The following is a 22,290-nucleotide window of genomic DNA, read 5'->3' on the forward strand; positions in this document are numbered from 1 at the left end:
GGTTCACCCCATGCCACGTGGCATGGGCGCCGGTTAGATAAAAACAACTAACACCTGGCAGGAAGAGCATACCGATGAGCAATGTCATCCTCGAAACACGGGGATTGACCAAGGAGTTCAATGGCTTCACCGCCGTCGACTCGGTCGATCTTCAGGTACAAGAAGGGCATATCCATGCCCTGATCGGCCCCAATGGTGCCGGTAAATCCACGGTCTTCAACCTATTGACCCACTTCCTGCCGGCCACCCGTGGTGAGGTGCTGTATCAGGGACGGGTCATCGGCAAGCTGCCGCCCAACCGGATCGCCCGCCTGGGGCTGGTGCGTTCATTCCAGATCTCGGCGGTATTCGGCCAGATGAGCGTGCTGGAAAATGTGCGCGTGGCACTGCAACGCCAGCTCGGCACCTCCTTCCATTTCTGGAAGCCGGCAAGTTCGCTCTATCACCTCAACCAACGCGCCATGCAACTGCTGGAAGCGGTCGACCTGCAGGACTTCGCAGCGCGCAAGACCGTCGAACTGCCCTATGGACGCAAGCGCGCACTGGAACTGGCCACCACCCTGGCCCTTGATCCCAAGGTGATGCTGCTCGATGAGCCGACCCAAGGCATGGGTCATGAGGATGTCGCGCGCGTAGTCGAACTGATCCGCAAGGCCGCCGTCGGCCGTACCGTGCTGATGGTCGAGCACAACCTGCACGTGGTCAGCAGTCTGTGTGACCGCATCACCGTGCTGGCGCGCGGCAGCGTGCTGGCCGAGGGTGACTACGCCACCGTATCGGCCAACCCGCTGGTGCGCGAAGCCTATATGGGCAAGGAGGCCGCCCATGGCTGAATTGCACATAGCGGAACTGGAGCAGCTGCGCCTGTCCAACCTGCACGCCTTCTACGGCGAATCGCACATTCTCCACGGCATCGACATGAAGGTGCATCGCGGCGAGCTGGTGACCCTGCTCGGGCGCAACGGCTCCGGGCGCAGCACCATTCTCAAGTCGATCATGGGCATGGTCGGCCGGCGTACCGGCTCGATCATGATCAACGGCAAGGAAACCACCACCCTGCCACCCTTCCGCATCCCGCGCCTGGGTGCCGGCTACTGCCCGGAAGAGCGTGGCATCTTCGCCAGCCTCGACGTCGAGGAAAACCTGCTGCTGCCGCCGACCGTACGCAGCGACGGCATGAGCCTCGACGAGATCTACGAAATGTTCCCAAACCTCTACGAGCGTCGCCGTAGCCAGGGTACCCGCCTCTCCGGTGGCGAACAGCAGATGCTGGCCATGGCGCGCATCTTGCGCAGCGGTGCCAACCTGCTGCTGCTCGACGAGATCACCGAAGGGCTGGCCCCGGTGATCGTGCAGAAGCTCGCCGAGGTACTGCTCAAGCTCAAGGAGAAGAACCTGACGATCATTCTGGTCGAGCAGAATTTTCGCTTCGCCGCACCCCTGGCCGACCGCCACTACCTGATCGAGCACGGCCAGATCATCGAGGAAATCAGCGCCGCCGAACTGCCCGGGCAGATGGATCTGCTGCACCGACAGCTGGGCGTATAGCGCCACACCAGCAGCATGAAAAAACCAGTAACCGGCTTGTATACCCCCAGGCCAGAGAGCCCCTTTGCGCCTGAAAAACCCAAGAGAGCGAGTCTGATATGCGTAAAACAACAATAAAACCATTGATCGCAGCCCTGGCCATGATAGCCGCAGGCAGTGCCAGCGCCGAGATCAGCGACAAGGAAATCCGCATCGGCTACCTGGCCGACATGTCCGGCGCCTACCGCGACCTCGGTGGCCCCGGTGGCCTGGAAGCGCTGAACATGGCCATTGAGGACTTCGGCGGGCAGATCAACGGCGCGAAGATCGTGGTGGTCAGCGCTGACGACCGTAATAGCCCGGACGTCGGCGCCAACACCACCCGCGAGTGGATCGACCGACGCAACGTCGACATGGTCGCCGGCCTGGTCTCCTCCGCGGTGACCATTGCCGTGACCCGCATTCTCGAGGAGTCCAACAAACTCGGCCTGGTATCGATTTCCGCGTCCTCGGCGATCACCAACGAATATTGCACGCCCAACCACATTCACTGGGTATACGACACCTACGCCATGGCCAACGGCACCGCCAAGGCCATCGTTAAAGAGGGCGGCGACAAGTGGTTTATCCTCGCGGCCGACTACGCCTTCGGCCATGCCATGGAGGCCGACGTCGAGCGCACCGTCACCGAGGCCGGCGGCAAAGTGGTCGGCAAGGCCCGCCATCCGCTGGCCTCCAGCGACTTCTCGTCGTACATCCTGCAGGCGCAAAGCTCCGGGGCCAACACCATCGGCCTAGCTAACGCCGCGTCCGACACGGTCAACGCCATCACCACCGCCAAGCAGTTCGGCCTGGTCGACTCGGGCCAGAGCCTGGCCGGCCTGATGGTGTTCATCAACGACGTGCATGCCCTCGGCCTGGAAGCCACCCAGGGCCTGCAACTGACCACCGGCTGGTACTGGGACCAGGACGAGGAAAGCCGCGCCTGGGCACAGCGCTTCCATGAACGCACCAAGCGCATGCCGACCATGGTGCAGGCCGGCATCTACTCCAGCACCCGCCATTACCTGCAAGCGATCAAGGATGTCGGCAGCGACGAGGCACAAGCAGTGCGCAAGCGGATGATGGCCACCCCAGTGAATGACATGTTCACCAAGAACGGTCGTATCCGCGAGGACGGCCGTATGGTCTACGACATGCATCTGGCCCAGGTGAAATCCCCCGCCGAATCCACCGGCGAATGGGACCTGTACAAGATCGTTCGCACCATCCCCGCCGAGCTGGCCTTCCGTCCACTGGCGGAAAGCAAGTGCAAGCTGGTCAACAAATCCTGATAACCGCCTGAGCGCGCTCGGATGCCACTGAGCATCCGAGCAAGCCACGGGATGGAGCACAGCATGAACCTGACACTCTTCGATATTCCGGCCGCCGCACTGCTCGGCCAACTGATGCTCGGACTGATCAACGGGGCCTTCTATGCCCTGCTCAGCCTGGGCCTAGCGATCATCTTCGGCCTACTCAAGGTGATCAACTTCGCCCATGGTGCGCAGTACATGCTCGGAGCCTTCCTCGCCCTGCTGCTGTTGCGCCACTTCGGCATCGACTACTGGACCGCGCTGCTGTTGGTACCGATCCTGATCGGGCTGTTCGGCTGCGCCCTAGAACGCTTCCTGCTGCGGCCAATCGCTGGCGAAAGCCACCTCTACAGCCTGTTGCTGACCTTCGGCCTGGCGCTAATCATCCAGGGCACCTTCACCAACCTGTACGGCAGCTCGGGTAACGCCTACCCAACCCCGGAGGCGCTGCGCGGCGCGCTGAACCTCGGCTTCATGTACCTGCCGACCTATCGTGCCTGGGTCATAGTCGCGGCCCTGGCCGTATGCCTCGCCGCCTGGCTGATCATCGAGAAGACCCGCCTCGGTGCCTACCTGCGCGCCGGCACCGAGAACCCGCAATTGATGCAGGCATTCGGCATCAACATTCCTTTCCTGATCACCGTGACCTACGGCTTCGGTGTGGCCCTGGCAGCCTTCGCCGGCGTGCTGGCGGCACCGCTGTACAGCGTCTCGCCGGGCATGGGTGCCAACCTACTGATCGTGGTGTTCGCCGTGGTGGTGATCGGCGGCATGGGCTCGATCGTCGGCGCGGTAGTCACCGGGCTGGCCATGGGACTGATCGAAGGACTGACCAAGGTGTTCTACCCGCAAGCGGCGACCACGGTGATCTTCCTGGTGATGGTGCTGGTATTACTGATCAAACCCAACGGCCTGTTCGGCAAGGAGGCATGAGCATGACGACCACGACCCACTTCCAAGATGCCCTGCAACGCTCGCACCAGCGCCAACGGCTGCACCTGGGCCTGGCGCTGCTGGCGTTCGCCCTGGTCGCGCCCTTCATCGCCTACCCGGTGTTCCTGATGAAGCTGCTGTGCTTCGCCCTGTTCGCCTGCGCCTTCAACCTGCTGCTGGGCTACGTCGGCCTGCTGTCGTTCGGGCATGCCGCGTTTCTCGGTACCGGTGGCTATATCACCGGCTGGCTGTTGACCCGCTATAGCGGCCTGACACCAGAGTTGGGCATTCTCGGCGGCACCTTCGCCGCCACCCTGCTCGGCTTGCTGTTTGGCGTGCTGGCGATCCGCCGTCAGGGCATCTATTTCGCCATGATCACCCTGGCGCTGGCGCAAATGACCTTCTTCATCTACCTGCAAGCGCCCTTCACCGGTGGCGAAAATGGCCTGCACGGCGTCCCTCGCGGCCAGTTGCTTGGGCTGCTCGACCTGAAAAGCGATCTGGCCATGTACTACTTCGTGCTGGCGGTGTTCCTATTCGGTTACCTGCTGATCCAGCGCACGGTCAACTCGCCGTTCGGCCAGATCCTGCGCGCCATCCGCGAGAACGAACCGCGCGCGCTGTCGCTCGGCTACAACGTCAACGCTTACAAACTGCTGGCCTTCGTCATCTCCGCCGGGCTGGCCGGCCTGGCTGGCTCGACCAAGACCGTGGTGTTCCAGTTCGCCAGCCTCACCGACACACACTGGCACATGTCCGGCGAGGTGATTCTGATGACCCTGCTCGGCGGTGTCGGCACCCTGCTCGGCCCGGTACTCGGTTCCAGTCTGGTGGTCTGGTTGCACCACGCCCTCGGCGGCAGCGTGCTGGGCAGTTGGATGAGCGTGATCCTCGGTAGCATCTTCGTGCTTTGCGTGCTGCTGTTCCGCGCCGGCATCGTCGGCTACCTGCAGAAATTCGTGCAACGCAACCTGCGTTGAGCACATCCACCTCGGCCACTCCCGACAACTGAACGGCCCCTTTCGGTTCCCCGGCGACGGGGAGCCGCTTTTTCGTGCCCGCCAAAAAATAAGAAATGCAATTTACCTAATTGAAAATCACGAAACAAAATTAAAGTTATTTTCTTTTTTAAATTCAATATCTTGATCTGGATACCCAAAGAGCAACATCTATGCAAGTAACATTTTTGTGTAATGATGTTGCTATTTATGATCGACAAAATTAGGATTTCAACGTGCTCTGCAACTGCCGTCACACGCCCTGCAAGCCACGGCCAATCGCGGCACCTGAACCCTTTGTGAACCTCTCAACAAAAACAACTACAGGTAAACAACATGCACCTTCCTCACCACCACAACCGCACGATCCCAGGCCTGCTACTCCTGAGCGGCTGCCTATTGCCAGTGATCGCCCACGCCGACTTCGTCGAAGACAGCCAGCTGAGCCTCGACACGCGCAACTTCTATATGAATCGCGATTTTCGCAACAACGCCAGCGGCAACCACAAGGCCGAGGAATGGGGCCAGGGCTTCATGCTGCGCTTCAACTCGGGCTTCACCGAGGGTCCGGTCGGCTTCGGCGTCGACGGCCTCGGCCTGCTCGGCATCAAGCTGGACTCAGGCCGGGGTACCAGCCGTACCGGGGCCCTGCTGGTGCAACAGGATGGCGAGGCGGCCGACGAGTGGAGTTTCCTCGGCCTGACCGCCAAGGCCAGGCTCGCCCAGAGCGTGCTCTCCGTCGGCACCCACGAGCCGCTGTTGCCGGTGGCCTATCGCAACGACACCCGCCTGCTGCCGCAGACCTTCGAGGGCGCGCAGCTGGTATCCAAGGATATCGACAAGCTGACCCTGACCGCCGGCCAGTTCCGCGGCACCCGCCTGCGCGACTCGAGCGACTACGAGGACATGAAGATGGTCGCCTTCGCCGAGGGCGGCGCACTGGTCGGCGGCGGCAAGCCCAGCGACCGCTTCAACTACGCTGGCGCCAGCTATGCACTGCAGCCGAACCTGACCGCCAGCTACTTCTATGCCGAGCTGCAAGACAACTACAACCAGCACTACGGCAACCTGCTGCACAGCCTGGCGCTGAGCGAAGGGCTGACCCTGAAGTCGGATATTCGCTACTTCGACAGCGGCAACGAAGGCAATACCACGGTCGACAACCGTAACCTCGGCGCCATGTTCACCTTCGCCTACCAAGGCCATGCCCTGGGCTTCGCCTACCAGGATCAGAGTGGCGACACCGGCCTGCCCTTCATCGGCGGCGGTACAGACCCCTGGGCACTGAACACCGTGACCTACAATCACTTTCTCCGCGCCAAGGAAGACTCCTGGCAGGTGCGCTACGACTACAACTTCGCAGCAGTAGGCATACCCGGCCTGACCCTGATGTCCCGCTATGTCCGCGGCGACGACTTCACGATCGGCGGCGCCGATGCCAAGGAATGGGAACGCGACATCGACCTCGGTTACGTCATCCAGAGCGGCCCGTTGAAGAACGTCGGCCTGCGCCTGCGCAACGTCGCCTATCGCGGCAGCCACACCACCGACGTCGACGAGAACCGCTTCATCGTCAACTACACGGTCAAGTTCTGGTAAGCCACCAATCGATACGATACCGGGAGCAGATCGAGCGATCTGCTCCCATGCCATGCCAGCATTAGAGGACTCCATCCATGCATGTAGATGTCGCCATCCGCTCTCGCAAATCGGTTCGTCGCTTCCTGCCCTTGAGCATCCCTCGCCACACTGTCGAGCACATACTGGCAGTCGCCGCACGCGCACCGAGCGGCAACAATGTGCAACCCTGGCATGTGCATGTGCTGACCGGGGACGCAAAACAAGCCCTGTGCACGGATATCCTCGAGGTCGCCACCACTCAATCGGAACAACACCACGCCGAGTACCGCTATTACCCGGACGACTGGTTCGAGCCCTACCTTGGACGCCGCCGCGCTTCGGGTTTCGGTCTCTATGAGACACTCGGCATCGCCCGCGACGACCTGCAGGCGCGTAACCAGCAGATGCTGCGCAACTACCACTTTTTCGACGCCCCGGTCGGCCTGCTGATCAGCCTCGACCGTCGGCTCAACACCGGTAGCTACATGGACCTGGGGATGTTCATCCAGAACATCCTGCTGGCCGCTCGCGGTCAGGGCCTGCACACCTGCGCGCAGGCAGCATTCGCCTGGTACCACCAGGTCGTACGCCGGCATGTACCGCTCGCAGATACCGATATCCTGGTATGCGGCATAGCCCTGGGTCACGAAGACCGCGAAGCACCGGAAAACATGATGGAAACATCGCGCGAGCCTGTCACCAACTTCGCGTCCTTTCAGGGTTTCCACGAGCGGGAAACTGCCCTGCAAGAACCTGCATAATCAACATGCCAAACAGAGCCCTAAGAGAGGCCCGGCCGACGGAACAGGCCATCCGCGAAGCGGCGATTCAGCTGATCTCGAAGATCGGCTTCGATTCAATGAGCCTGCGCCAGCTGGCTACCCAGGCCGGAGTAAATCCGGGCACCTTGTATCTCTACTATCAAGGCAAAAAGGAGTTGCTGGTCAGCCTGGTGCTGGGCTACCTCGACGAACTGCTACGGGCATGGAGAATGTCCAAGCCCCTGAATACCGGAGCCGACACCACGCTGTGCGCCTTCGTAGACTTCCATGTGCGCTACCACTTGCTCAGGAAAGAGGAAGGCGTGCTTGGCAACATGGAGCTCCGCAACCTCTACGGCGAAGATCTGGACATCGTCAGACACGCTCGCCGCAATTATCTCGACGAGATACGAACCATCCTTGAACAGGGGATCGGCGAGGGACTGTTCCAGTGCGACGAACCAAAGCTACTCGCCCACATCCTGTTCAATACGCTGACCCACGTCTGTTCTTGGTATCGGTCAGACGGCCCCCTGAGCATCGATGAGATCGTTGCCCAGTATTCGAAACTCACCTTACTCATGGTGGGCTACTCCATCCGCCCAGCCCCATATCCTACTAAACGTACTTCCTGAGTTTCAGGAAACGCCTGCTACGCGAGGAATACTCATGCAAGAAGTCGTCATCGTCGCCGCCACCCGCACCGCCATCGGCAGCTTCCAGGGCTCGCTGGCCGGCATTCCGGCCGTCGAACTGGGCGCCGCGGTGATCCGACGCCTGCTCGAGCAGACCGGCCTGAACGGCGCCGAGGTCGACGAGGTGATCCTCGGCCAGGTGCTCACCGCCGGTGCCGGCCAGAACCCCGCGCGCCAGGCCGCGATCCGCGCCGGCCTACCCCACGCGGTGCCGGCCCTGACCCTGAATAAGGTCTGCGGCTCGGGGCTCAAGGCCCTGCACCTGGGCGCCCAAGCGATTCGCTGCGGCGATGCCGAGGTCATCATCGCCGGCGGCATGGAGAACATGAGCCTGGCGCCCCACGTTGTACCCAACATGCGCAGCGGCCTGCGCATGGGCCACGGCCAGCTGCTCGACACCATGATCCATGACGGCCTGTGGGACGCCTTCAACGACTACCACATGGGCATCACCGCCGAGAACCTGGTGGACAAGTACGGCATCAGCCGCGAGGAGCAGGACGCCTTCGCCGCCGCCTCGCAGCGCAAGGCCGCCGCGGCCATCGAGTCGGGCCGCTTCAAGGATGAGATCACCCCGATTCTGATTCCCCAGCGCAAGGGCGAGCCCACCGCCTTCGCCACCGACGAGCAACCCCGGTCCGGCACCACCCTGGAGTCCCTGGCCAGCAGCAAGCCGGCGTTCAAGAAGGACGGCAGCGTCACCTCCGGCAACGCCTCCAGCCTCAACGACGGCGCCGCCGCGGTGCTGCTGATGAGCGCCGCCAAGGCCGAGGCCCTGGGCCTGCCAGTGCTGGCGCGCATCGCGGCCTATGCCAACGCCGGGGTCGATCCGGCGATCATGGGCATCGCCCCGGTCTCGGCCACCCGCCGCTGCCTGGACAAGGCCGGCTGGAGCCTCGCGCAACTGGACCTGATCGAGGCCAACGAGGCCTTCGCCGCCCAGGCCCTGGCGGTCGGCAAGGAGCTGGGCTGGGATGCCGGCAAGGTCAACGTCAACGGCGGCGCCATCGCCCTGGGGCACCCGATCGGCGGCTCGGGCTGCCGGGTACTGGTGACCCTGCAGCACGAGATGATCAAGCGCGACGCCAAGAAGGGCCTGGCCACCCTGTGCATCGGCGGCGGTCAGGGTGTGGCGTTGGCAATTGAACGATAGGGATACATGAACAGCGGGGGCTTATGAATGGAAACTGAACCCTCTAGCAAATTATGTTTGGACACGGATCTAGCAGTCCATCCCTGCCACCCGGCCACCGAGCAACCTTAAGGAAGATTCCAACTACACCATCTACGCCCCAGCATGTTGCCATCCTGAAACCTGCAGGCTAGAGTTCGGCCGTCGTGGTCAATCCCACGGCCGGGCGTCAGAACCCGATGAAACCAGGGCGCGGTAGCGCCATAGCTGAGCAGCAGACACGCTGATGTACTGCTATCGCTTTTCTATGGCAGGCCGTGCGGGGCAGGCTTTTGCCTGGCCGGTTCCCTTGGTTTCCGGTTTCTGACCCCCGTACGGTCTGCCACCATACTGCGTCAGAACGGTCGGTGGCGGCTCCTTAATCAAACCGAGGAGCATAAGGAAAATGCGCTACCCCCTTTTTACCCAAGAGCTCCGCCTTGGGCCTCTGGTCTTGTTGTTCGCCTCCATCCAGGAGGTGCGCCATGGCTGAGTTCGAAACCTGCATCGTCCCCTTCCCGCGGCAACCGAGTCCGCTGCACGAATCCGAACCTTCGCCCCTGCCCGTCGAGGCCGCCGCCGAATTGCGCGCGACCATGCTCGGCAATCTGCTGGATCATCTGGCCGAGCCGGAAGGCTTTCAGCCAGATGACCTGCGTGTACGGGTGGCGGCCTACTCGGCCCTGGACCTGCTGGACGAGTTGGTCGTGCTCTACCGCCGTGCGCTGTCCGAAGCGCGAGGAGGTGTCGCGTCATGAGCAAAAGTGTCGTGACCCTGCTGCCACCGCACGATGGCCATCCCGGCATGGAAATCAACTGGGCTGCGGACTGTCGTCCGGCCTTCAACCGGGGCGTCAGCTTTGCCCAGACCTGGCTCGACAACCCGCGCAGCGGCTGGCTCTGGGCGGCGATGATCGCCGAGCGCGATCACCTGCCCCGGGCCATCGAACGCCGCGCCTTCGAAGTGGGCTTTCTCAGCCGCATCCACCAGCGCCTGTGCTCCCCCCGCTGCGGGATGGAGCCGCTCAGGGATGTGACCCTGAGTCTCTAGGCCAGCAGCTGAGCCGGCCTGATACCGGCTCAGCTGACAGAAGCAGGGGTTCTTGCCCCCTCAAAATCAAGAAAAATAGACGGTTTCCACCCTGCCGCTGTGCGGGGTGGAGCCTCCGCGATTTTTCCTGATTTTTTCACCACCGCCTTAGTCGCCCTAGTCGGCAGGGGTTCATGCGCAGCGCAAGCGCAGAACCCAGAAGACCAAGGAGCGAACGCCATGAGCGAACACATCAGGATCTACGTTGCCGACCTGGCCGCCTACAACGCCGGTCACCTGCATGGCGTCTGGATCGATGCCACCCTGGAGCTGGACGCCATCCGGGCGCAGGTCGACGCCATGCTGGCAGCCTCGCCGGTCGAGGGGGCGGAGGAATACGCCATCCACGACTTCGAGGGCTTCGACGGCTATCGCCTCGGTGAATACGCAGGCCTGGAGAGCGCCCACGAGATCGCTTGCTTTATCGAGGAGTACCCCGAGTTCGGCGGCGCCCTGCTCGCCCATTTCAACGACCTGGAGCAGGCGCGCAAGGCGGCCGAGGAAGACTACTGCGGCTGCTACGCCTCGCTGGCCGACTACGCCCAGGAACTGACCGAGGAGACCACCAGCATTCCGCCGCACCTGGCTATGTACATTGACTACCGCGCCATGGCTCGCGACCTGGAGATGGGCGGCGACGTGTTTACCCTGGAGACCGGCTTCGAGCAGGTGCACGTGTTCTGGAATCGCTAGGCTGCGTGATGGGCACCGGGGCGACCCGGTGCCCTGGCTTTTTGCGCCCCTGTCCTGTCGGCCACCCGCGCGCCCCACCCAGGAGGCTGATGCACAGAGGCGCGCCCCCGGCTATCAGCCTGGAGCAACCGCGCTGTAGCGCATGTTGATTGAGACCGTTACGGTCTTACGTCTTTGCCCAAATCCGTAGATCCGTATCCACGGATTTACGGATCTGTGGGGATGCGGATTTACGCTTCTACGGATTTACGGAAATCCGTGAATACGTAGTTCAGGTTTTACAGAAAGCCTTAGAACCGTAACTACGTAGCCCCACGCGCTCGGTTCGTCACGCAGGTGCTTGTGGCTGGTGGTCGCTCGCGTAAGTGGGCGTACTCGGTCAGCGCCCAGACCTTGCGGGTCTCAATCCACGCCCCTATTGCCTTCGCATTCGCCCAGACCCAACCCAGCATGATCAACCACGACGAGTGCCGCACGGTGCACCTCCCACGTCAACGGAGGACACCCCCATGTCGCGCTCACCCGAGCTTTCCCGTCACCCGCAGCCCATCGATCTCGACGCCCCGCTGCACCGCAAAGCCGGCCCCACGGCCCACGCCCTGAGACCCGTAGAGCGCGCCAGTGAAGCGCTCACGCCCCAGGCCTGCCCTGCCCCGTGCTACCTCACCAACAACGAAGCCGCGGCCTTCCTGCGCCTGTCGCCGCGCACGCTGGAGAAGCAACGGGTGATCGGCGGTGGACCGCGCTTTCGCAAGTTCGGCCGGCGGGTGATGTATGCGCTCACCGATCTCGAGGCCTGGGCCGGTGAGCGCAGCTTCGAGACCACCTTCGACCCCGAGTACCTCGACCGCCACCCGGGAGCCCAGCATGATGAGCAGTGAAGCCCTTGCCCATGAGTCGCGACGTACGCGCCCAACCGGCGCAGAGTGGGCAGCTGGTGCTGTTTCGTGCCCTGCCGGGCGATCTGGCGCCGCGCGACGCCCAGGACCTGATGGCGCACCCGTTCTTCTCCCTGGCCAAGTCGCGCCGTACGGTGCCCATCGACTTTCACTCGGGCGAGGTGAGGGTGCGCGTGGAGGGCACGTTGGAGCATGGCATCGCCACGATCTGGGATGCCGACATCCTGATCTGGGCGGCCAGCCAGCTGGTCGAGGCGTGCGATGCGGGCATCCCCACCTCGCGGTTGATGCGCGCGACGCCCTACCAGATCCTGCGTTTCATCGGCCGCGGCACCTCGCTGCGCGACTACCAGCGCCTGAAGGCCGCCCTGGATCGCCTGCAGTCCACCAGCGTGGCCACCTCGCTCCGCGCGCCCAGCGGCCGGCGCCTGCACCGCTTCTCCTGGATCAACGAGTGGAAGGAGCTGGCCGCGGCGGATGGCCGGCCGCTGGGCATCGAGCTGATCCTGCCGGACTGGTTCTACCGCGGGGTGCTGGATCAGGCCCTGGTGCTGACCATCGACCCGGCCTACTTCCGCCTCACCGGCGGCATCGAGCGCTGGCTGTATCGCCTGGTGCGCAAGCACGGCGGCAAGCAGAAGGACGGCTGGCAGTTCGACTTTCGCCACCTGTATCGCAAGTCGGGGAGCTCGGCGCGCTATTCGGACTTCGCCAAGGATCTGCGCGTGCTGGCCGTTCGTCAGTCGCTGCCGGGGTATCGCCTGGAGGTTGTGCGCCTGTGTCCCTCGACCGAACTGCTGAGCTTCCGGGCCGTGCCGTAGACGGCACGGGGATAACTTCGGGAAAAGCTGTGAATTCAGTCGTGCTATCAGGCGCAAGCGGACTCGTGCTATCGGGCGCATCACTATCGTGCCATCAGGCGCACAAACTCCTCTGCAGGCCACGGCTGGCGCGGCCTCCAGCCTCCCTTAACTTAACTAACTTAAAAGCTCTAACTTGTTATTGGGGCAGCGCCCGATTGTGGACAGGTGCTGATTGGGGCGCTTTGGCCGGGGAGAAACGGCCATGATCCTCGCCCTGCTCAACCAGAAAGGCGGTGTCGGCAAGACCACTCTGGCCACCCACATCGCCGGCGAACTGGCCCTGCGCGGCCACACCGTCGTCCTGCTCGATGCCGACCCCCAGGGCTCGGCCCTGGACTGGACGCAGCGACGCAGCCAGCAGGGCTTGCCCCGGCTGTTCGGCACCGTCGGCCTGGCGCGGGAGACCTTGCACCAGGAGGCGCCGGAGCTGGCCCACCGTGCCGACCACCTGATCATCGACGGGCCACCGCGCATTGCCGCCCTCGCCCGCTCGGCGTTGTTAGCCACCGACCGCGTGTTGGTCCCGGTGCAGCCCAGCCCCTACGACCTGTGGGCCAGTGCGGAGATGGTCAACCTGATCCGCGAGGCGCAGCTGTTCAGGCCCACGCTGCGCGCGGCCTTCGCCATCAACCGCCGGGTCAGCACCACGGTGATCGGCCGCGAGGCGCGCGGCGCCTTGGCCGATCAGCCGCTACCGGCACTGCAGGCCGAGGTACGCCAGCGCATCGTCTTCGCCGAGAGCGTGGCGGCCGGTCGCCTGGCCCGTGAACTGGCACCGGACAGCGCCGCCGCGCGCGAGGTCACCAGCCTGGTCGACGAGCTGCTGGGGTGGTCAACATGAGCGGCAAGCGCATCGGTATCGGTGCACGCCCGCTGGCCGATCCGCAGGCCGAGGCCTGGATACGCCAGGGCGCCGCCGTCGACAGCGCCAAGGCCGCACGCTACACCGCGCGGCTGACGCTGGACGTGACGCCGGCACTGCGCACGCGGATCAAGCTGGCGGCGTTCAACCGCGGCGTGACGGTGGCGCAGCTGCTGCGCGAGGTGCTGGAGCGGGAATACCCGGAGGTCGCGCCATGAGGCTGGGCACTCGCCGCACGCGTTGGCCATTGGCGCTGGCCACAGTCAGCCTGCTTGCCCTGGCTTGGGCGGCGCTCGCAACCTCGCCGCCATGGCTGGTCTACAACGCTTCCGCCAGCGTACCCATCGGCTGGTATCGCATCACACCAACCGGCACGGTTGCAGCCGGCGATCTGCTGCTGGTTCGCTTGCCAGCAGAGGCGATGACGCTGGCAGCGCAGCGGGGCTATCTACCGGCGAACGTGCCGCTGCTGAAGACTGTGGCGGCGGTGGCGCCACAGAAGGTGTGCGTGCAAGGCAACCAGGTGCGCATCGATGGCGAGCTAGTGGCCAGGCGCTTGCGACGAGATCGACAGGGTCGCGCGCAGCCAGCCTGGACAGGTTGCCGGCACCTGGTTGGCGATGAACTGTTCCTGCTTAGCACCATCAACCCGGAGTCGTTCGACAGCCGCTACTTCGGCCCGGTGCCTGTCGACGCGGTAATCGGTCGGGCGCAGCCCTTGTGCTTGGAGTCGCGTCGATGAGCCGGTCGCTTTCACGTCGGCCTGCCCTTCGACTGCATGCACTCGGCATGCGCAATCGCGTGCCGCCACCCAGCAAGCAGAACTGTCCTTGCCCACCGGGTCGGACACTCGTCGGCACGCAACCTGATCACCCTGATCAACCACCCGGGACAGGCCAAGGCAGAGGAAGAGCGGAGGGCAAGATAAAAGGGGGCGGCACTTCGTTGGCCCGAGAAGCAGTCTGCACGGGGGATGGAGGCGGCACCCAGCTGGTGCCGTGGCGTGCCGTATATACCCAATAGCCGCGCCACCACTGGCCCAATCGCGTGCCTAGTACGCGGCACTACGATTAACTTGGAGGAGCTTCCGACATGGCAAAGGAGCGCCATCAGAACAACAGAGCAGACCCCAAGCCCAACCGACCAGCCGGACTCATGCCTGCCACAAGGTAGCGATCAGGGCGGCGATACGCCCCATCTGCCCCATACCAAATTAATGGCGAAGGCCTGACAACTGAATCAGCGACCACCCTGCCTCCGGCTCCTCCAGCACCAGCCGCACGCCTTGCATGGGCCTTGGGTCCAGCAACTTGGGCGCCAGGTCACCTACCATCCAGTTAGCTGTATTTGACGCAATGATCCGGCCCTCGGTAGATATCAAAACTGCTTCGTTTGCCAAGCACATGAGACTGCGGATCAGCATTTTCTCGACGTTGTGCAGTGAAAGGTCCAGCCCGGCGACCCCGATGAAACGGTCATCGACGATGATCGGCATCGTGAAGGTCAGCACGTACATGTTGGTGCCATAGAGATCTACATACGGCCCCTCGACGCTGCTATTGCGAGAATCCCGCGGACGGGCATACCACGGCATGTTGGTGTAGTCGTAGAAGTTCTCTCGGCGCCGGTCGAAGTTCGGGCGTAACGGCAGGGTTTTGCCTCCATCGGCCAGGTACCACCATTCGAGGTGCATCTCGCGGTCGGCCAGACAACCTGGCTCGACGATCACCCCGCCACCACAGCCGAACGCGCCCGTAGCCAGCAATTGCGCATCGATCGCAGGACGCAGCAGTGCCAAATCCTTCGAGGCCGGCTGACGCCCCTCCGCTAGCACACGCGCCCACAGCTCGACCGTTACGTCCACCAGTTGCCGAACCTGGCTGAAGATGGTCCCCACCGTGCTGTTGAGCTGCCGGGCACAAACAGCAAGGGGGTCGTTATCGCTCACGACAGACATGGCATTTTCCTCACGCAGGTTCTTTTGTACGTTGTTGTTATCAAAATGCTCTGGCACTGCTTCGTATATGGGCCGAGTTCGCACCGCAACGGCCAGGCAGCGAGCTCAGCTCGGCAGCTCATTGTCGGCCAGCAGCTCCAGGCGCAACGCCATCAGACGCTTGATGCCCCGGCTCACATGAGCTTCGGCCAGAGCTCCAGCCAGCACCGCATCGCCATTGACCAAGGCTTCGAGAATGGCCCGGTGCTCCTGTTCGATCACGGTCACGTCACTGCCACCGGCGGCTTCCATCCAGAGCAGCTCGCCGATTTCCGACTGCAGGCGCATTTCGGCATGGGTCAGGCGCAGCGACTGAGCGGCAGCAGCCACCTCGATATGAAAGCGCGCATCGGCACGATGCCGAGCCAGGCGCGTGGAGGCCTGTTTCAGCGACTCGATGTGCTGGGCAATGCGCGTCTGCTGCTCGCGGGAACTGCGATGAGCCGCCAGACGCGCCGCGGTACCGGAAATCGCTATCTGCTCGTCGCCAAGATCGCGCAGGTCCGGGCCGCTCATGTCCTGCAAACGCCGAAGCAACAACGGCTCGGGCAACTCCACCGGCGCACAGACGAAACTGCCACCGTTGCGCCCTCGACGCGTCTCAATCAGCCCACGTTGACGCAAGGTGACCAGCGCCTCGCGCAGCGTCACGGTCGCCACCCCCAACTGCAGGGCCAGCTCGCTTTCACTGGGTAGTTGCTGGCCCTCGGCGAACAGCCCCAACTCAATGGCCTCCACCAGCCGGCGCACCACCTCGTCGGTACGGCCTTCCTGGCGCAGGCGGATAAATGCGGTGCTGCGGGCGGTATTCAGGGCACTCAATTGACTCTCCCTCTTCAGTAGGTTCAACCAAGCCCGAAGGGCAAAGGGTTAAACGTTCAATTCCGCATCTTATAGAGGTTAGGGGGGCACTGATACGGTCGCTCCCCCCCCTCTCCAACCCATGAAATCGCGTTCGCGAGCAATTATCGATGAAAAGGTTGGCAACCTTCAAACATTAAGATATGTTTTCATATGTTTAAGGCCTAAACCCCAACGACAAAACCCACAAGGGAGCCGCCATGCAAACGAACCTCCTGATCGACGGCCAGCTGGTCGCCGGTGAAGGTGCCAGCCACGCCGTGTACAACCCCTCCATCGGCGAAGTGCTGGTCAATATCAACGAGGCTAGCAACGCCCAGGTGGACGCCGCCGTACAGGCCGCCCAGCGAGCCTTCGACGCCTGGTCGCAGACCACGCCGAAATGCCGTGCCGAGCTGCTGCTGAAGCTGGCCGAGCGCATCGAGGCCGAAGCCGAAACCTTCGCCCGCCTTGAGTCGCAGAACTGCGGCAAACCTTATCAGGCCGCACTGAACGACGAGATTCCGGCGATTGCCGACGTGTTTCGTTTCTTCGCCGGCGCCAGCCGCTGCATGAACGGCTCCGCCGGAGGCGAATATCTGCCCGGCCACACCTCGATGATCCGCCGCGACCCACTGGGCGTGGTCGCCTCCATCGCGCCGTGGAACTACCCGCTGATGATGGTGGCCTGGAAGCTCGCGCCGGCCCTGGCCGCTGGCAACTGCGTGGTACTCAAACCGTCCGAACAGACCCCGCTGACCGCCCTGAAGCTGGCCGGCATCATCAACGATCTGTTCCCCACCGGCGTGGTCAACATTCTCTTCGGCAAGGGCCCCAGCGTCGGTGAACCTCTGGTGACCCATCCGCAGGTGCGCCTGGTCTCGCTCACCGGCTCCGTGGCCACCGGTGCACGCATCGTTGCCAATACCGCCAGCAGCGTGAAGCGCACCCATATGGAACTGGGCGGCAAGGCCCCGGTACTGATCTTCGAGGACGCCGACATCGACGCCGCAGTCGAGGGCATCCGCGCCTTCGGCTTCTACAACGCCGGCCAGGACTGCACCGCAGCCTGCCGCTTGTACGTGCAGCAAGGCGTCTACGAGGAGTTCGTGCAGAAGCTGGGGGCGGCCGTGGGCAGCATCCGTTACGGCCTGCAGGAGGACCCGCAAACCGAGCTCGGCCCACTGATTACCCGCGACCATCTGGAGCGCGTGGAAGGCTTCGTCGAACGCGCCAAGGCACTGCCGCACATCCGCGTGATCACCGGTGGCAAACGCGTGCCCGGCCCAGGCTACTTCTTCGAACCGACCGTGCTGGCCGACGCCCGCCAGGACGACGAAATCGTCCAGCGCGAGATATTCGGCCCGGTGGTCAGCGTCACTCCGTTCAGCGACGAAGCCCAGGCCCTGAGCTTCGCCAACGACTCCGACTACGGCCTGGCTTCCTCGGTCTGGACCCGCGACGTCGGCCGCGCCAATCGCCTGGCCTCGCGCTTGCAGTACGGCTGCACTTGGGTCAACACCCACTTCATGCTGGTCAGCGAAATGCCCCACGGCGGCATGAAGCAATCCGGCTACGGCAAGGACATGTCCATGTACGGCCTGGAAGACTACACCTGCGTGCGGCATGTGATGTTCAAGCACTGAGCCTGAGCAGCAGCCTTGTGCGCCATTGAGGCATACAAGGCCTGGCACAAGGGGTGCGCCCCCCCCAATCTCAATAAGGGCTAACTGCCCTCGAAATAAAACATATAAAACAATAGGTAAAATGGCATAGATCCTACTTGGTCTCTGCCATTCACCAGCGAGGAGTCACCATGCTTATCACCGGCATCAAGAGCCGCCCGGTCTATGACCGCCTGCAACCGATGGTAGGTGGCCTGCGCCACCTGATCGTGGGCCAGGGCAGCGGCGGTGAGGCCATGCTGCGCCTGATCGGGGAGATGTCCCCGGCCCAGCGCCAGTCCAGCACCCTGCTCTACTCCACCGAATCTTTCTCCGGGCACAACCACCTGACCGAGCTGCGCCAGACGGAAGCCGACGACCTGCTGGTGTTCGACAGCAATCATGCGCTGATCGAAGGCCTGCGTCGCCTGCTGGAAAGCGCGCACATGGGCACCCGTCTGTACCTGAGCGGTTCGGAGAGCTTCATCGGCACCGCCATGCAGGCCGCCAACGCAGTGGATCTTAATCGTGACGAAGTGCTGCGCGAGCACAGCGGCACCCTGGTACGCCGCGTCTGGTGCGCGCACTGCGACACCTATACCGAGAACGTCACCCAACGCGTGTTCATCTGCCCCGGCTGCCAGCTGAACCTGGTCGTGCGCGACCACTACTCCCGCCGTCTGGCCGCCTTCCAGGGCATCAAGGCCGACGGCGAAGTCCCGGGCGAACTGCCACCTGCCGAGGAGCTGGATACATGAACACCCATAACGGAACCCTCAGCGTGCGGGTCGCGCGCATCGAGACCCTTACTCCGGAAATCAAACGTTTCACCCTGGTCGATCCGGACGGCAAGCACCTGCCGGCATTCTCCGGCGGTAGCCACGTGGTGGTGGTGATGGAAGACGGCGACAAGACCCACCGCAACGCCTACTCGCTGATGGGGTCGCCCTACGACTCCAGCGCTTACCAGATCGCCGTACGCCGGGTCGAAGATGGACGTGGCGGCTCGCGTTATCTGCACGACCGCGTGGAACAAGGCGCGCTGTTACAGATCCTGCAGCCGGCTAACCTGTTCCCACTAGCCAAGCATGCCCGCCAGCACGTATTCATCGCGGGCGGCGTGGGCATCACCCCGGTGTACTCGCAGATGGAAGAGCTGCACATCAAGCAGGCCGACTTCGAGCTACACCTGGCGGTACGCGGAGCGGAACACACCGCCCTGGGCCTAGAGCTGCAGGCCCGCTACGGAGCGCGCGTACACCTGTACGTACAGGGCCAGGATGCGCGCATGGACATCCGCCAGATTCTCGCCGGGCGCCCGCTGGGCAGCCACGTCTACGTCTGCGGCCCGGACAGCATGATCGACGACACCATCGACAGCGCTCACGTCCTGGGCTGGACCGACAGCCACATTCACTACGAACGCTTCGTCGAGCAGGGCTCCAGTGGCCAGTCGTTCAGCGTCACCCTGGCCCTCCAAGGCGTGACCATCGAGGTGCCCCCAGACCAGTCGCTGCTCGAAGCCGCCGAACAGGCCGGCTACAAGGTGCCCTACCTGTGCCGCGGCGGCGCCTGCGGCTACTGCGAAACCGAAGTGCTGGAACTCGACGGTGAACTGGACCACCGCGATGACTGGCTCAGCGAGGAGGACAAGCTGAGCAAACGCAAATTCATGCCGTGCGTATCCCGCGCCACCTGCAGCCGCCTGGTAGTAGACCTCTGAGATAGGAAAACAAAAATGACCGTATTCAAGCCAATCGAAACCTACGCCGACGACGACGCCAAGGACTTCACCTATTGCAACAGCCGCGAGGCCATCTTGCGCCTGCCCTTTCCGTACCCGGAAGACCAGTACATGTACTCGATGAACGTCGAGCCCCATGTGCCGTTCGGCCAGGGTGCGCTGCGCGCCCAGTTCGATATCGACGAGCATTACATTTCCGAATGCCACCACCGTGCGCAAACCCTCGACAGCCAGCCAGGTGTGCACTATGCCGCGCTGCCGCACATGATGGAGGCCCAGTGGGACCTGCTGGAGCTGCTGATGGAGTCCTACTCGCGGGACTTCCCCGAGCACTTCACCCTGGAGAAGAACGGCAGCCAGTGGCACTGGATCAACCGCCCGCTGAAGATCGACCAGACCTTCACCTTCGGCGACGCCAGCAGCCTGCCGATGGAGCCTATGGAGTACATCACCCGCCAGGCCCAGGGCGAGTTCATCCTGCTCGAAGAGCGTGACGACACCCTGGTGATGGGGGCCGGCATGGCCACCCAGCGCGCCGACTACTCACTTCGCTTCAACCTGGGCATGAGCTTCATGGAATTCCACGGCCCAGTGCCGAAGCTGCACGAAATGGGCATCCTGCAACGCGCGCTAAAGTTCCTGCTGCGCCTGCGTCCGGGCCACCCGGTGCGCCGCACCAACTGGTCGATCACCGTCAACCCGCGCCTGGAAACCTCCGCCGAGACCCTGCCGGACTGGGCGCCGGATCGTACCATCGTCACCCCGGAAAACGCCGGTGAGCTGGTCAACCTGCGTATCGAGCTGCAACCGCTGCACCGCCTGCCGCGCAGCAACGCCGTGCTGTTCCCGGTGCGCACTTACCTGGTCAGCCTCAAGCAGCTGGCGGAGGCCGCGCCACAGTGGGCCAAGCGCATGCACCGCGTGATCCGCGACCTGGATCAGGAGCTGGTGGACTACAAGGGCTTCACTCGCTACCGCGACGCCATGGTCACCTGGCTCTCGCAGTACGACGACGGCACGCCTGTCGACGAAAGCCTGCAGCACTAAATCTCAATACCCTGGGCGCGTCGTTCCGGCGCGCCTTTTCTGCAATGCCATACTGGCCAATCAGGGATTACCCCGATGAATAAAACAATACGCAATGCCTTGCCCGAAAGCTGGAGTCTGGTGTTTTCCGCGGCGGGTTCCGCCTATGGCGTGGGCCTGCTCGGCCTGTGGGCGCTGCCGTTTTTGATCAGCGCCATCATCAACGACCTCGATCTCAACGAAGCCCAGGCCGGGCTTCTGATGTCGGCCGAGTTCGGCTTCACCATGCTCGCCTCGCTGCTGGTGGCGCCGTTCATGGGGCGCGCGCCGCGCCGTACCCTAGCGTTGGGCGGCACCCTGCTGGCGATTGCCGCCAACCTGGTCAGTGCGCACATGAACGACCTGTATGCCCTGGGCGCCGTGCGCTGCGTGGCTGGTATCGGCGCGGGTCTGGCCCTGGCCTGCGGCAATGCCTGCGTAGCCAGTGCGAAACAGCCAGACCGCATTGCCGGGCATATGAACATCCTCTCGGTGTTGCTGATGATCGTGGTGATGCTCGGTTACGCCAAGGTCATGGCGCTGTATGGCTTGGCCGGCCTGTACTACGCGATGGCGGGAACCATGGCGGTGATGCTACTGGCGATTCCGGCGATGGAGCAGCGTGCAACGCTGGTCAAAGCCGCGGTGGTCGCGAAAAGTGGCCCGGGCAATGTACTGCTGAGCCTGCCGGCGATCTGCATGATGCTGGCGATGTTCGTGTTTCAGGCTCGCGACACCATGGGCTGGGCCTTCGTCGAGCGAATCGGCATCATGGTCGGCTACAGCGGTGAAGAGGTGGGTGTGCTGTTGTCATTCCAGTCCTTCGTCGGCCTGGTTGGGCCGCTGCTGGCGGCGATGATAGGCAAGCGCTTCGGCCTGAGCACCCCCGTGATCCTGGCGATCTTGCTGACCGGCGCGACCAGTCTGTGCTACGTGCTGGGCGAGTATTCCAAGACCATGTACACCGTGGGCGTGATGACTATCTGCATCACCTACTTCTATGCCCTGAGCTACCTGACCGGGCTGGCAGCAGCGATGGATCGCGAAGGCCGGATCGTAGCCGCATCAAGCAGCTTCCTGAGCCTGGGCCTGGCCGTGGGACCGGCAATTTCCGGTGGCTTGATCTCGCTGGGCGGGTTCAGCCTGGCGGCATGGGGCATCGCGGTGACCGTGGTGCTGACCCTGCTGCTGGTCATAGTCCCGCTGGCGAGCATTCGTCGTGAACATACCCAGATGAACCTGGCGGTAGCCTGATCCGTACAATATCTGCAAGAGCACCCACCCTTGTGGAACCTGGCGTTGCCGGCTTAGGGGCGAATCACCGAAACGGTGATTCGCCCCTAAGCCTCGGGTGGAATCTCTCTGCAGGAAATGGCTCTGGCGATATCCAGGTGCATACCTAATCGGCAGCAAACAACCGTGGCATCCGCAAATATGGAGGAATGGCTATCAGCCATGGCCTTAGCACTCAATCTTTGGACCCAGAGCAGAGTGGTTGAACGGCCCCCACCGTC

At 63.2% G+C, this 22,290-nt stretch carries 24 protein-coding genes; 22 read left to right on the top strand and 2 right to left on the bottom strand.

Translation table 11 applies throughout. The features are described 5' to 3' along the window. Positions 1 to 74 precede the first annotated feature (74 nt). The 17 genes from I0D00_RS16770 to I0D00_RS16850 all read left to right on the top strand — a co-directional run bounded on the left by I0D00_RS16770 (position 75) and on the right by I0D00_RS16850 (position 14,209). Positions 75 to 833, top strand: a complete 759-nt coding sequence (locus tag I0D00_RS16770; RefSeq protein ID WP_213640961.1) for an ABC transporter ATP-binding protein — start codon at positions 75 to 77, stop codon at positions 831 to 833. Then, positions 826 to 1,548, top strand: coding sequence for an ABC transporter ATP-binding protein (locus tag I0D00_RS16775; protein WP_213640962.1), 723 nt, complete (start codon positions 826 to 828; stop codon positions 1,546 to 1,548). Before I0D00_RS16770 ends, I0D00_RS16775 begins: the two co-directional genes overlap by 8 nt. A gap of 98 nt (positions 1,549 to 1,646) precedes the next feature. Then, complete coding sequence (locus I0D00_RS16780; RefSeq protein WP_213640963.1) at positions 1,647 to 2,861, top strand: ABC transporter substrate-binding protein; 1,215 nt, start codon at positions 1,647 to 1,649, stop codon at positions 2,859 to 2,861. Positions 2,862 to 2,930: 69 nt separating this feature from the next. Further along, positions 2,931 to 3,815, top strand: a complete 885-nt coding sequence (locus tag I0D00_RS16785; protein ID WP_213641811.1) for a branched-chain amino acid ABC transporter permease — start codon at positions 2,931 to 2,933, stop codon at positions 3,813 to 3,815. Then, the gene (locus I0D00_RS16790) at positions 3,812 to 4,795 is read left to right on the top strand and encodes a branched-chain amino acid ABC transporter permease (protein WP_213640964.1); all 984 of its coding nucleotides are present in this window, start codon (positions 3,812 to 3,814) and stop codon (positions 4,793 to 4,795) included. Before I0D00_RS16785 ends, I0D00_RS16790 begins: the two co-directional genes overlap by 4 nt. Positions 4,796 to 5,149: 354 nt before the next feature. Further along, positions 5,150 to 6,412 (top strand): OprD family porin, encoded by a 1,263-nt coding sequence (locus I0D00_RS16795; protein WP_213640965.1) that lies wholly within the window; start codon positions 5,150 to 5,152, stop codon positions 6,410 to 6,412. 77 nt (positions 6,413 to 6,489) lie between these two features. Beyond that, on the top strand, positions 6,490 to 7,194 hold the full coding sequence (locus I0D00_RS16800) for a nitroreductase (protein ID WP_213640966.1): 705 nt from the start codon (positions 6,490 to 6,492) through the stop codon (positions 7,192 to 7,194). Positions 7,195 to 7,199: 5 nt separating this feature from the next. Next, on the top strand, positions 7,200 to 7,829 hold the full coding sequence (locus I0D00_RS16805; protein ID WP_213640967.1) for a TetR/AcrR family transcriptional regulator: 630 nt from the start codon (positions 7,200 to 7,202) through the stop codon (positions 7,827 to 7,829). A gap of 34 nt (positions 7,830 to 7,863) precedes the next feature. Then, entirely contained in the window at positions 7,864 to 9,042 is a 1,179-nt protein-coding gene (locus I0D00_RS16810) for an acetyl-CoA C-acetyltransferase (RefSeq protein WP_213640968.1), read from the top strand. Positions 9,043 to 9,545: 503 nt separating this feature from the next. Further along, the gene (locus I0D00_RS16815) at positions 9,546 to 9,818 is read left to right on the top strand and encodes a hypothetical protein (RefSeq protein ID WP_213640969.1); all 273 of its coding nucleotides are present in this window, start codon (positions 9,546 to 9,548) and stop codon (positions 9,816 to 9,818) included. Further along, the gene (locus I0D00_RS16820) at positions 9,815 to 10,111 is read left to right on the top strand and encodes a LasR-specific antiactivator QslA (protein WP_213640970.1); all 297 of its coding nucleotides are present in this window, start codon (positions 9,815 to 9,817) and stop codon (positions 10,109 to 10,111) included. Before I0D00_RS16815 ends, I0D00_RS16820 begins: the two co-directional genes overlap by 4 nt. Positions 10,112 to 10,330: 219 nt before the next feature. Next, positions 10,331 to 10,843 (top strand): antirestriction protein ArdA, encoded by a 513-nt coding sequence (locus I0D00_RS16825; protein WP_213640971.1) that lies wholly within the window; start codon positions 10,331 to 10,333, stop codon positions 10,841 to 10,843. 509 nt (positions 10,844 to 11,352) lie between these two features. Continuing rightward, the gene (locus I0D00_RS16830) at positions 11,353 to 11,724 is read left to right on the top strand and encodes a helix-turn-helix domain-containing protein (RefSeq protein ID WP_213640972.1); all 372 of its coding nucleotides are present in this window, start codon (positions 11,353 to 11,355) and stop codon (positions 11,722 to 11,724) included. A gap of 11 nt (positions 11,725 to 11,735) precedes the next feature. Continuing rightward, positions 11,736 to 12,563 (top strand): replication initiator protein A, encoded by an 828-nt coding sequence (locus tag I0D00_RS16835; RefSeq protein WP_213640973.1) that lies wholly within the window; start codon positions 11,736 to 11,738, stop codon positions 12,561 to 12,563. 244 nt (positions 12,564 to 12,807) lie between these two features. Next, positions 12,808 to 13,446 (top strand): ParA family partition ATPase, encoded by a 639-nt coding sequence (gene parA, locus I0D00_RS16840; RefSeq protein ID WP_213640974.1) that lies wholly within the window; start codon positions 12,808 to 12,810, stop codon positions 13,444 to 13,446. After that, the gene (locus I0D00_RS16845) at positions 13,443 to 13,685 is read left to right on the top strand and encodes a hypothetical protein (protein ID WP_213640975.1); all 243 of its coding nucleotides are present in this window, start codon (positions 13,443 to 13,445) and stop codon (positions 13,683 to 13,685) included. The genes parA and I0D00_RS16845 overlap by 4 nt, the downstream gene beginning before the upstream one ends. Next, positions 13,682 to 14,209 carry a S26 family signal peptidase gene (locus I0D00_RS16850; RefSeq protein WP_213640976.1) on the top strand — a complete coding sequence of 176 codons (528 nt, stop codon included), beginning with the start codon at positions 13,682 to 13,684 and terminating at the stop codon, positions 14,207 to 14,209. Before I0D00_RS16845 ends, I0D00_RS16850 begins: the two co-directional genes overlap by 4 nt. A gap of 471 nt (positions 14,210 to 14,680) precedes the next feature. Here I0D00_RS16850 and I0D00_RS16855 read toward each other — a convergent pair whose 3' ends face one another. Both I0D00_RS16855 and I0D00_RS16860 read right to left on the bottom strand, forming a co-directional pair. Further along, positions 14,681 to 15,424: a cache domain-containing protein gene (locus tag I0D00_RS16855; protein WP_213640977.1), complete on the bottom strand. Its 744-nt coding sequence runs from the start codon at positions 15,422 to 15,424 to the stop codon at positions 14,681 to 14,683. 105 nt (positions 15,425 to 15,529) lie between these two features. Further along, positions 15,530 to 16,285: a FadR/GntR family transcriptional regulator gene (locus I0D00_RS16860; RefSeq protein ID WP_213640978.1), complete on the bottom strand. Its 756-nt coding sequence runs from the start codon at positions 16,283 to 16,285 to the stop codon at positions 15,530 to 15,532. Between the two features lie 239 nt (positions 16,286 to 16,524). Between I0D00_RS16860 and I0D00_RS16865 the strand changes: the two genes are divergently transcribed. The 5 genes from I0D00_RS16865 (at position 16,525) to I0D00_RS16885 (ending at position 22,030) form a co-directional block, all read left to right on the top strand. After that, the gene (locus tag I0D00_RS16865; RefSeq protein WP_213640979.1) at positions 16,525 to 17,949 is read left to right on the top strand and encodes a gamma-aminobutyraldehyde dehydrogenase; all 1,425 of its coding nucleotides are present in this window, start codon (positions 16,525 to 16,527) and stop codon (positions 17,947 to 17,949) included. 170 nt (positions 17,950 to 18,119) lie between these two features. Then, entirely contained in the window at positions 18,120 to 18,725 is a 606-nt protein-coding gene (locus I0D00_RS16870) for a dimethylamine monooxygenase subunit DmmA family protein (protein WP_213640980.1), read from the top strand. Next, positions 18,722 to 19,690, top strand: coding sequence for a PDR/VanB family oxidoreductase (locus I0D00_RS16875; protein WP_213640981.1), 969 nt, complete (start codon positions 18,722 to 18,724; stop codon positions 19,688 to 19,690). Before I0D00_RS16870 ends, I0D00_RS16875 begins: the two co-directional genes overlap by 4 nt. Before the next feature lie 15 nt (positions 19,691 to 19,705). After that, positions 19,706 to 20,758 (top strand): heme-dependent oxidative N-demethylase family protein, encoded by a 1,053-nt coding sequence (locus I0D00_RS16880; RefSeq protein WP_213640982.1) that lies wholly within the window; start codon positions 19,706 to 19,708, stop codon positions 20,756 to 20,758. A 75-nt stretch (positions 20,759 to 20,833) separates the two neighbouring features. Next, positions 20,834 to 22,030 (top strand): MFS transporter, encoded by a 1,197-nt coding sequence (locus tag I0D00_RS16885; protein ID WP_213640983.1) that lies wholly within the window; start codon positions 20,834 to 20,836, stop codon positions 22,028 to 22,030. Positions 22,031 to 22,290: the final 260 nt, after the last annotated feature.

It is taken from the genome of Pseudomonas lalucatii, from assembly GCF_018398425.1.
GTDB classification, from domain to species: domain Bacteria; phylum Pseudomonadota; class Gammaproteobacteria; order Pseudomonadales; family Pseudomonadaceae; genus Aquipseudomonas; species Aquipseudomonas lalucatii.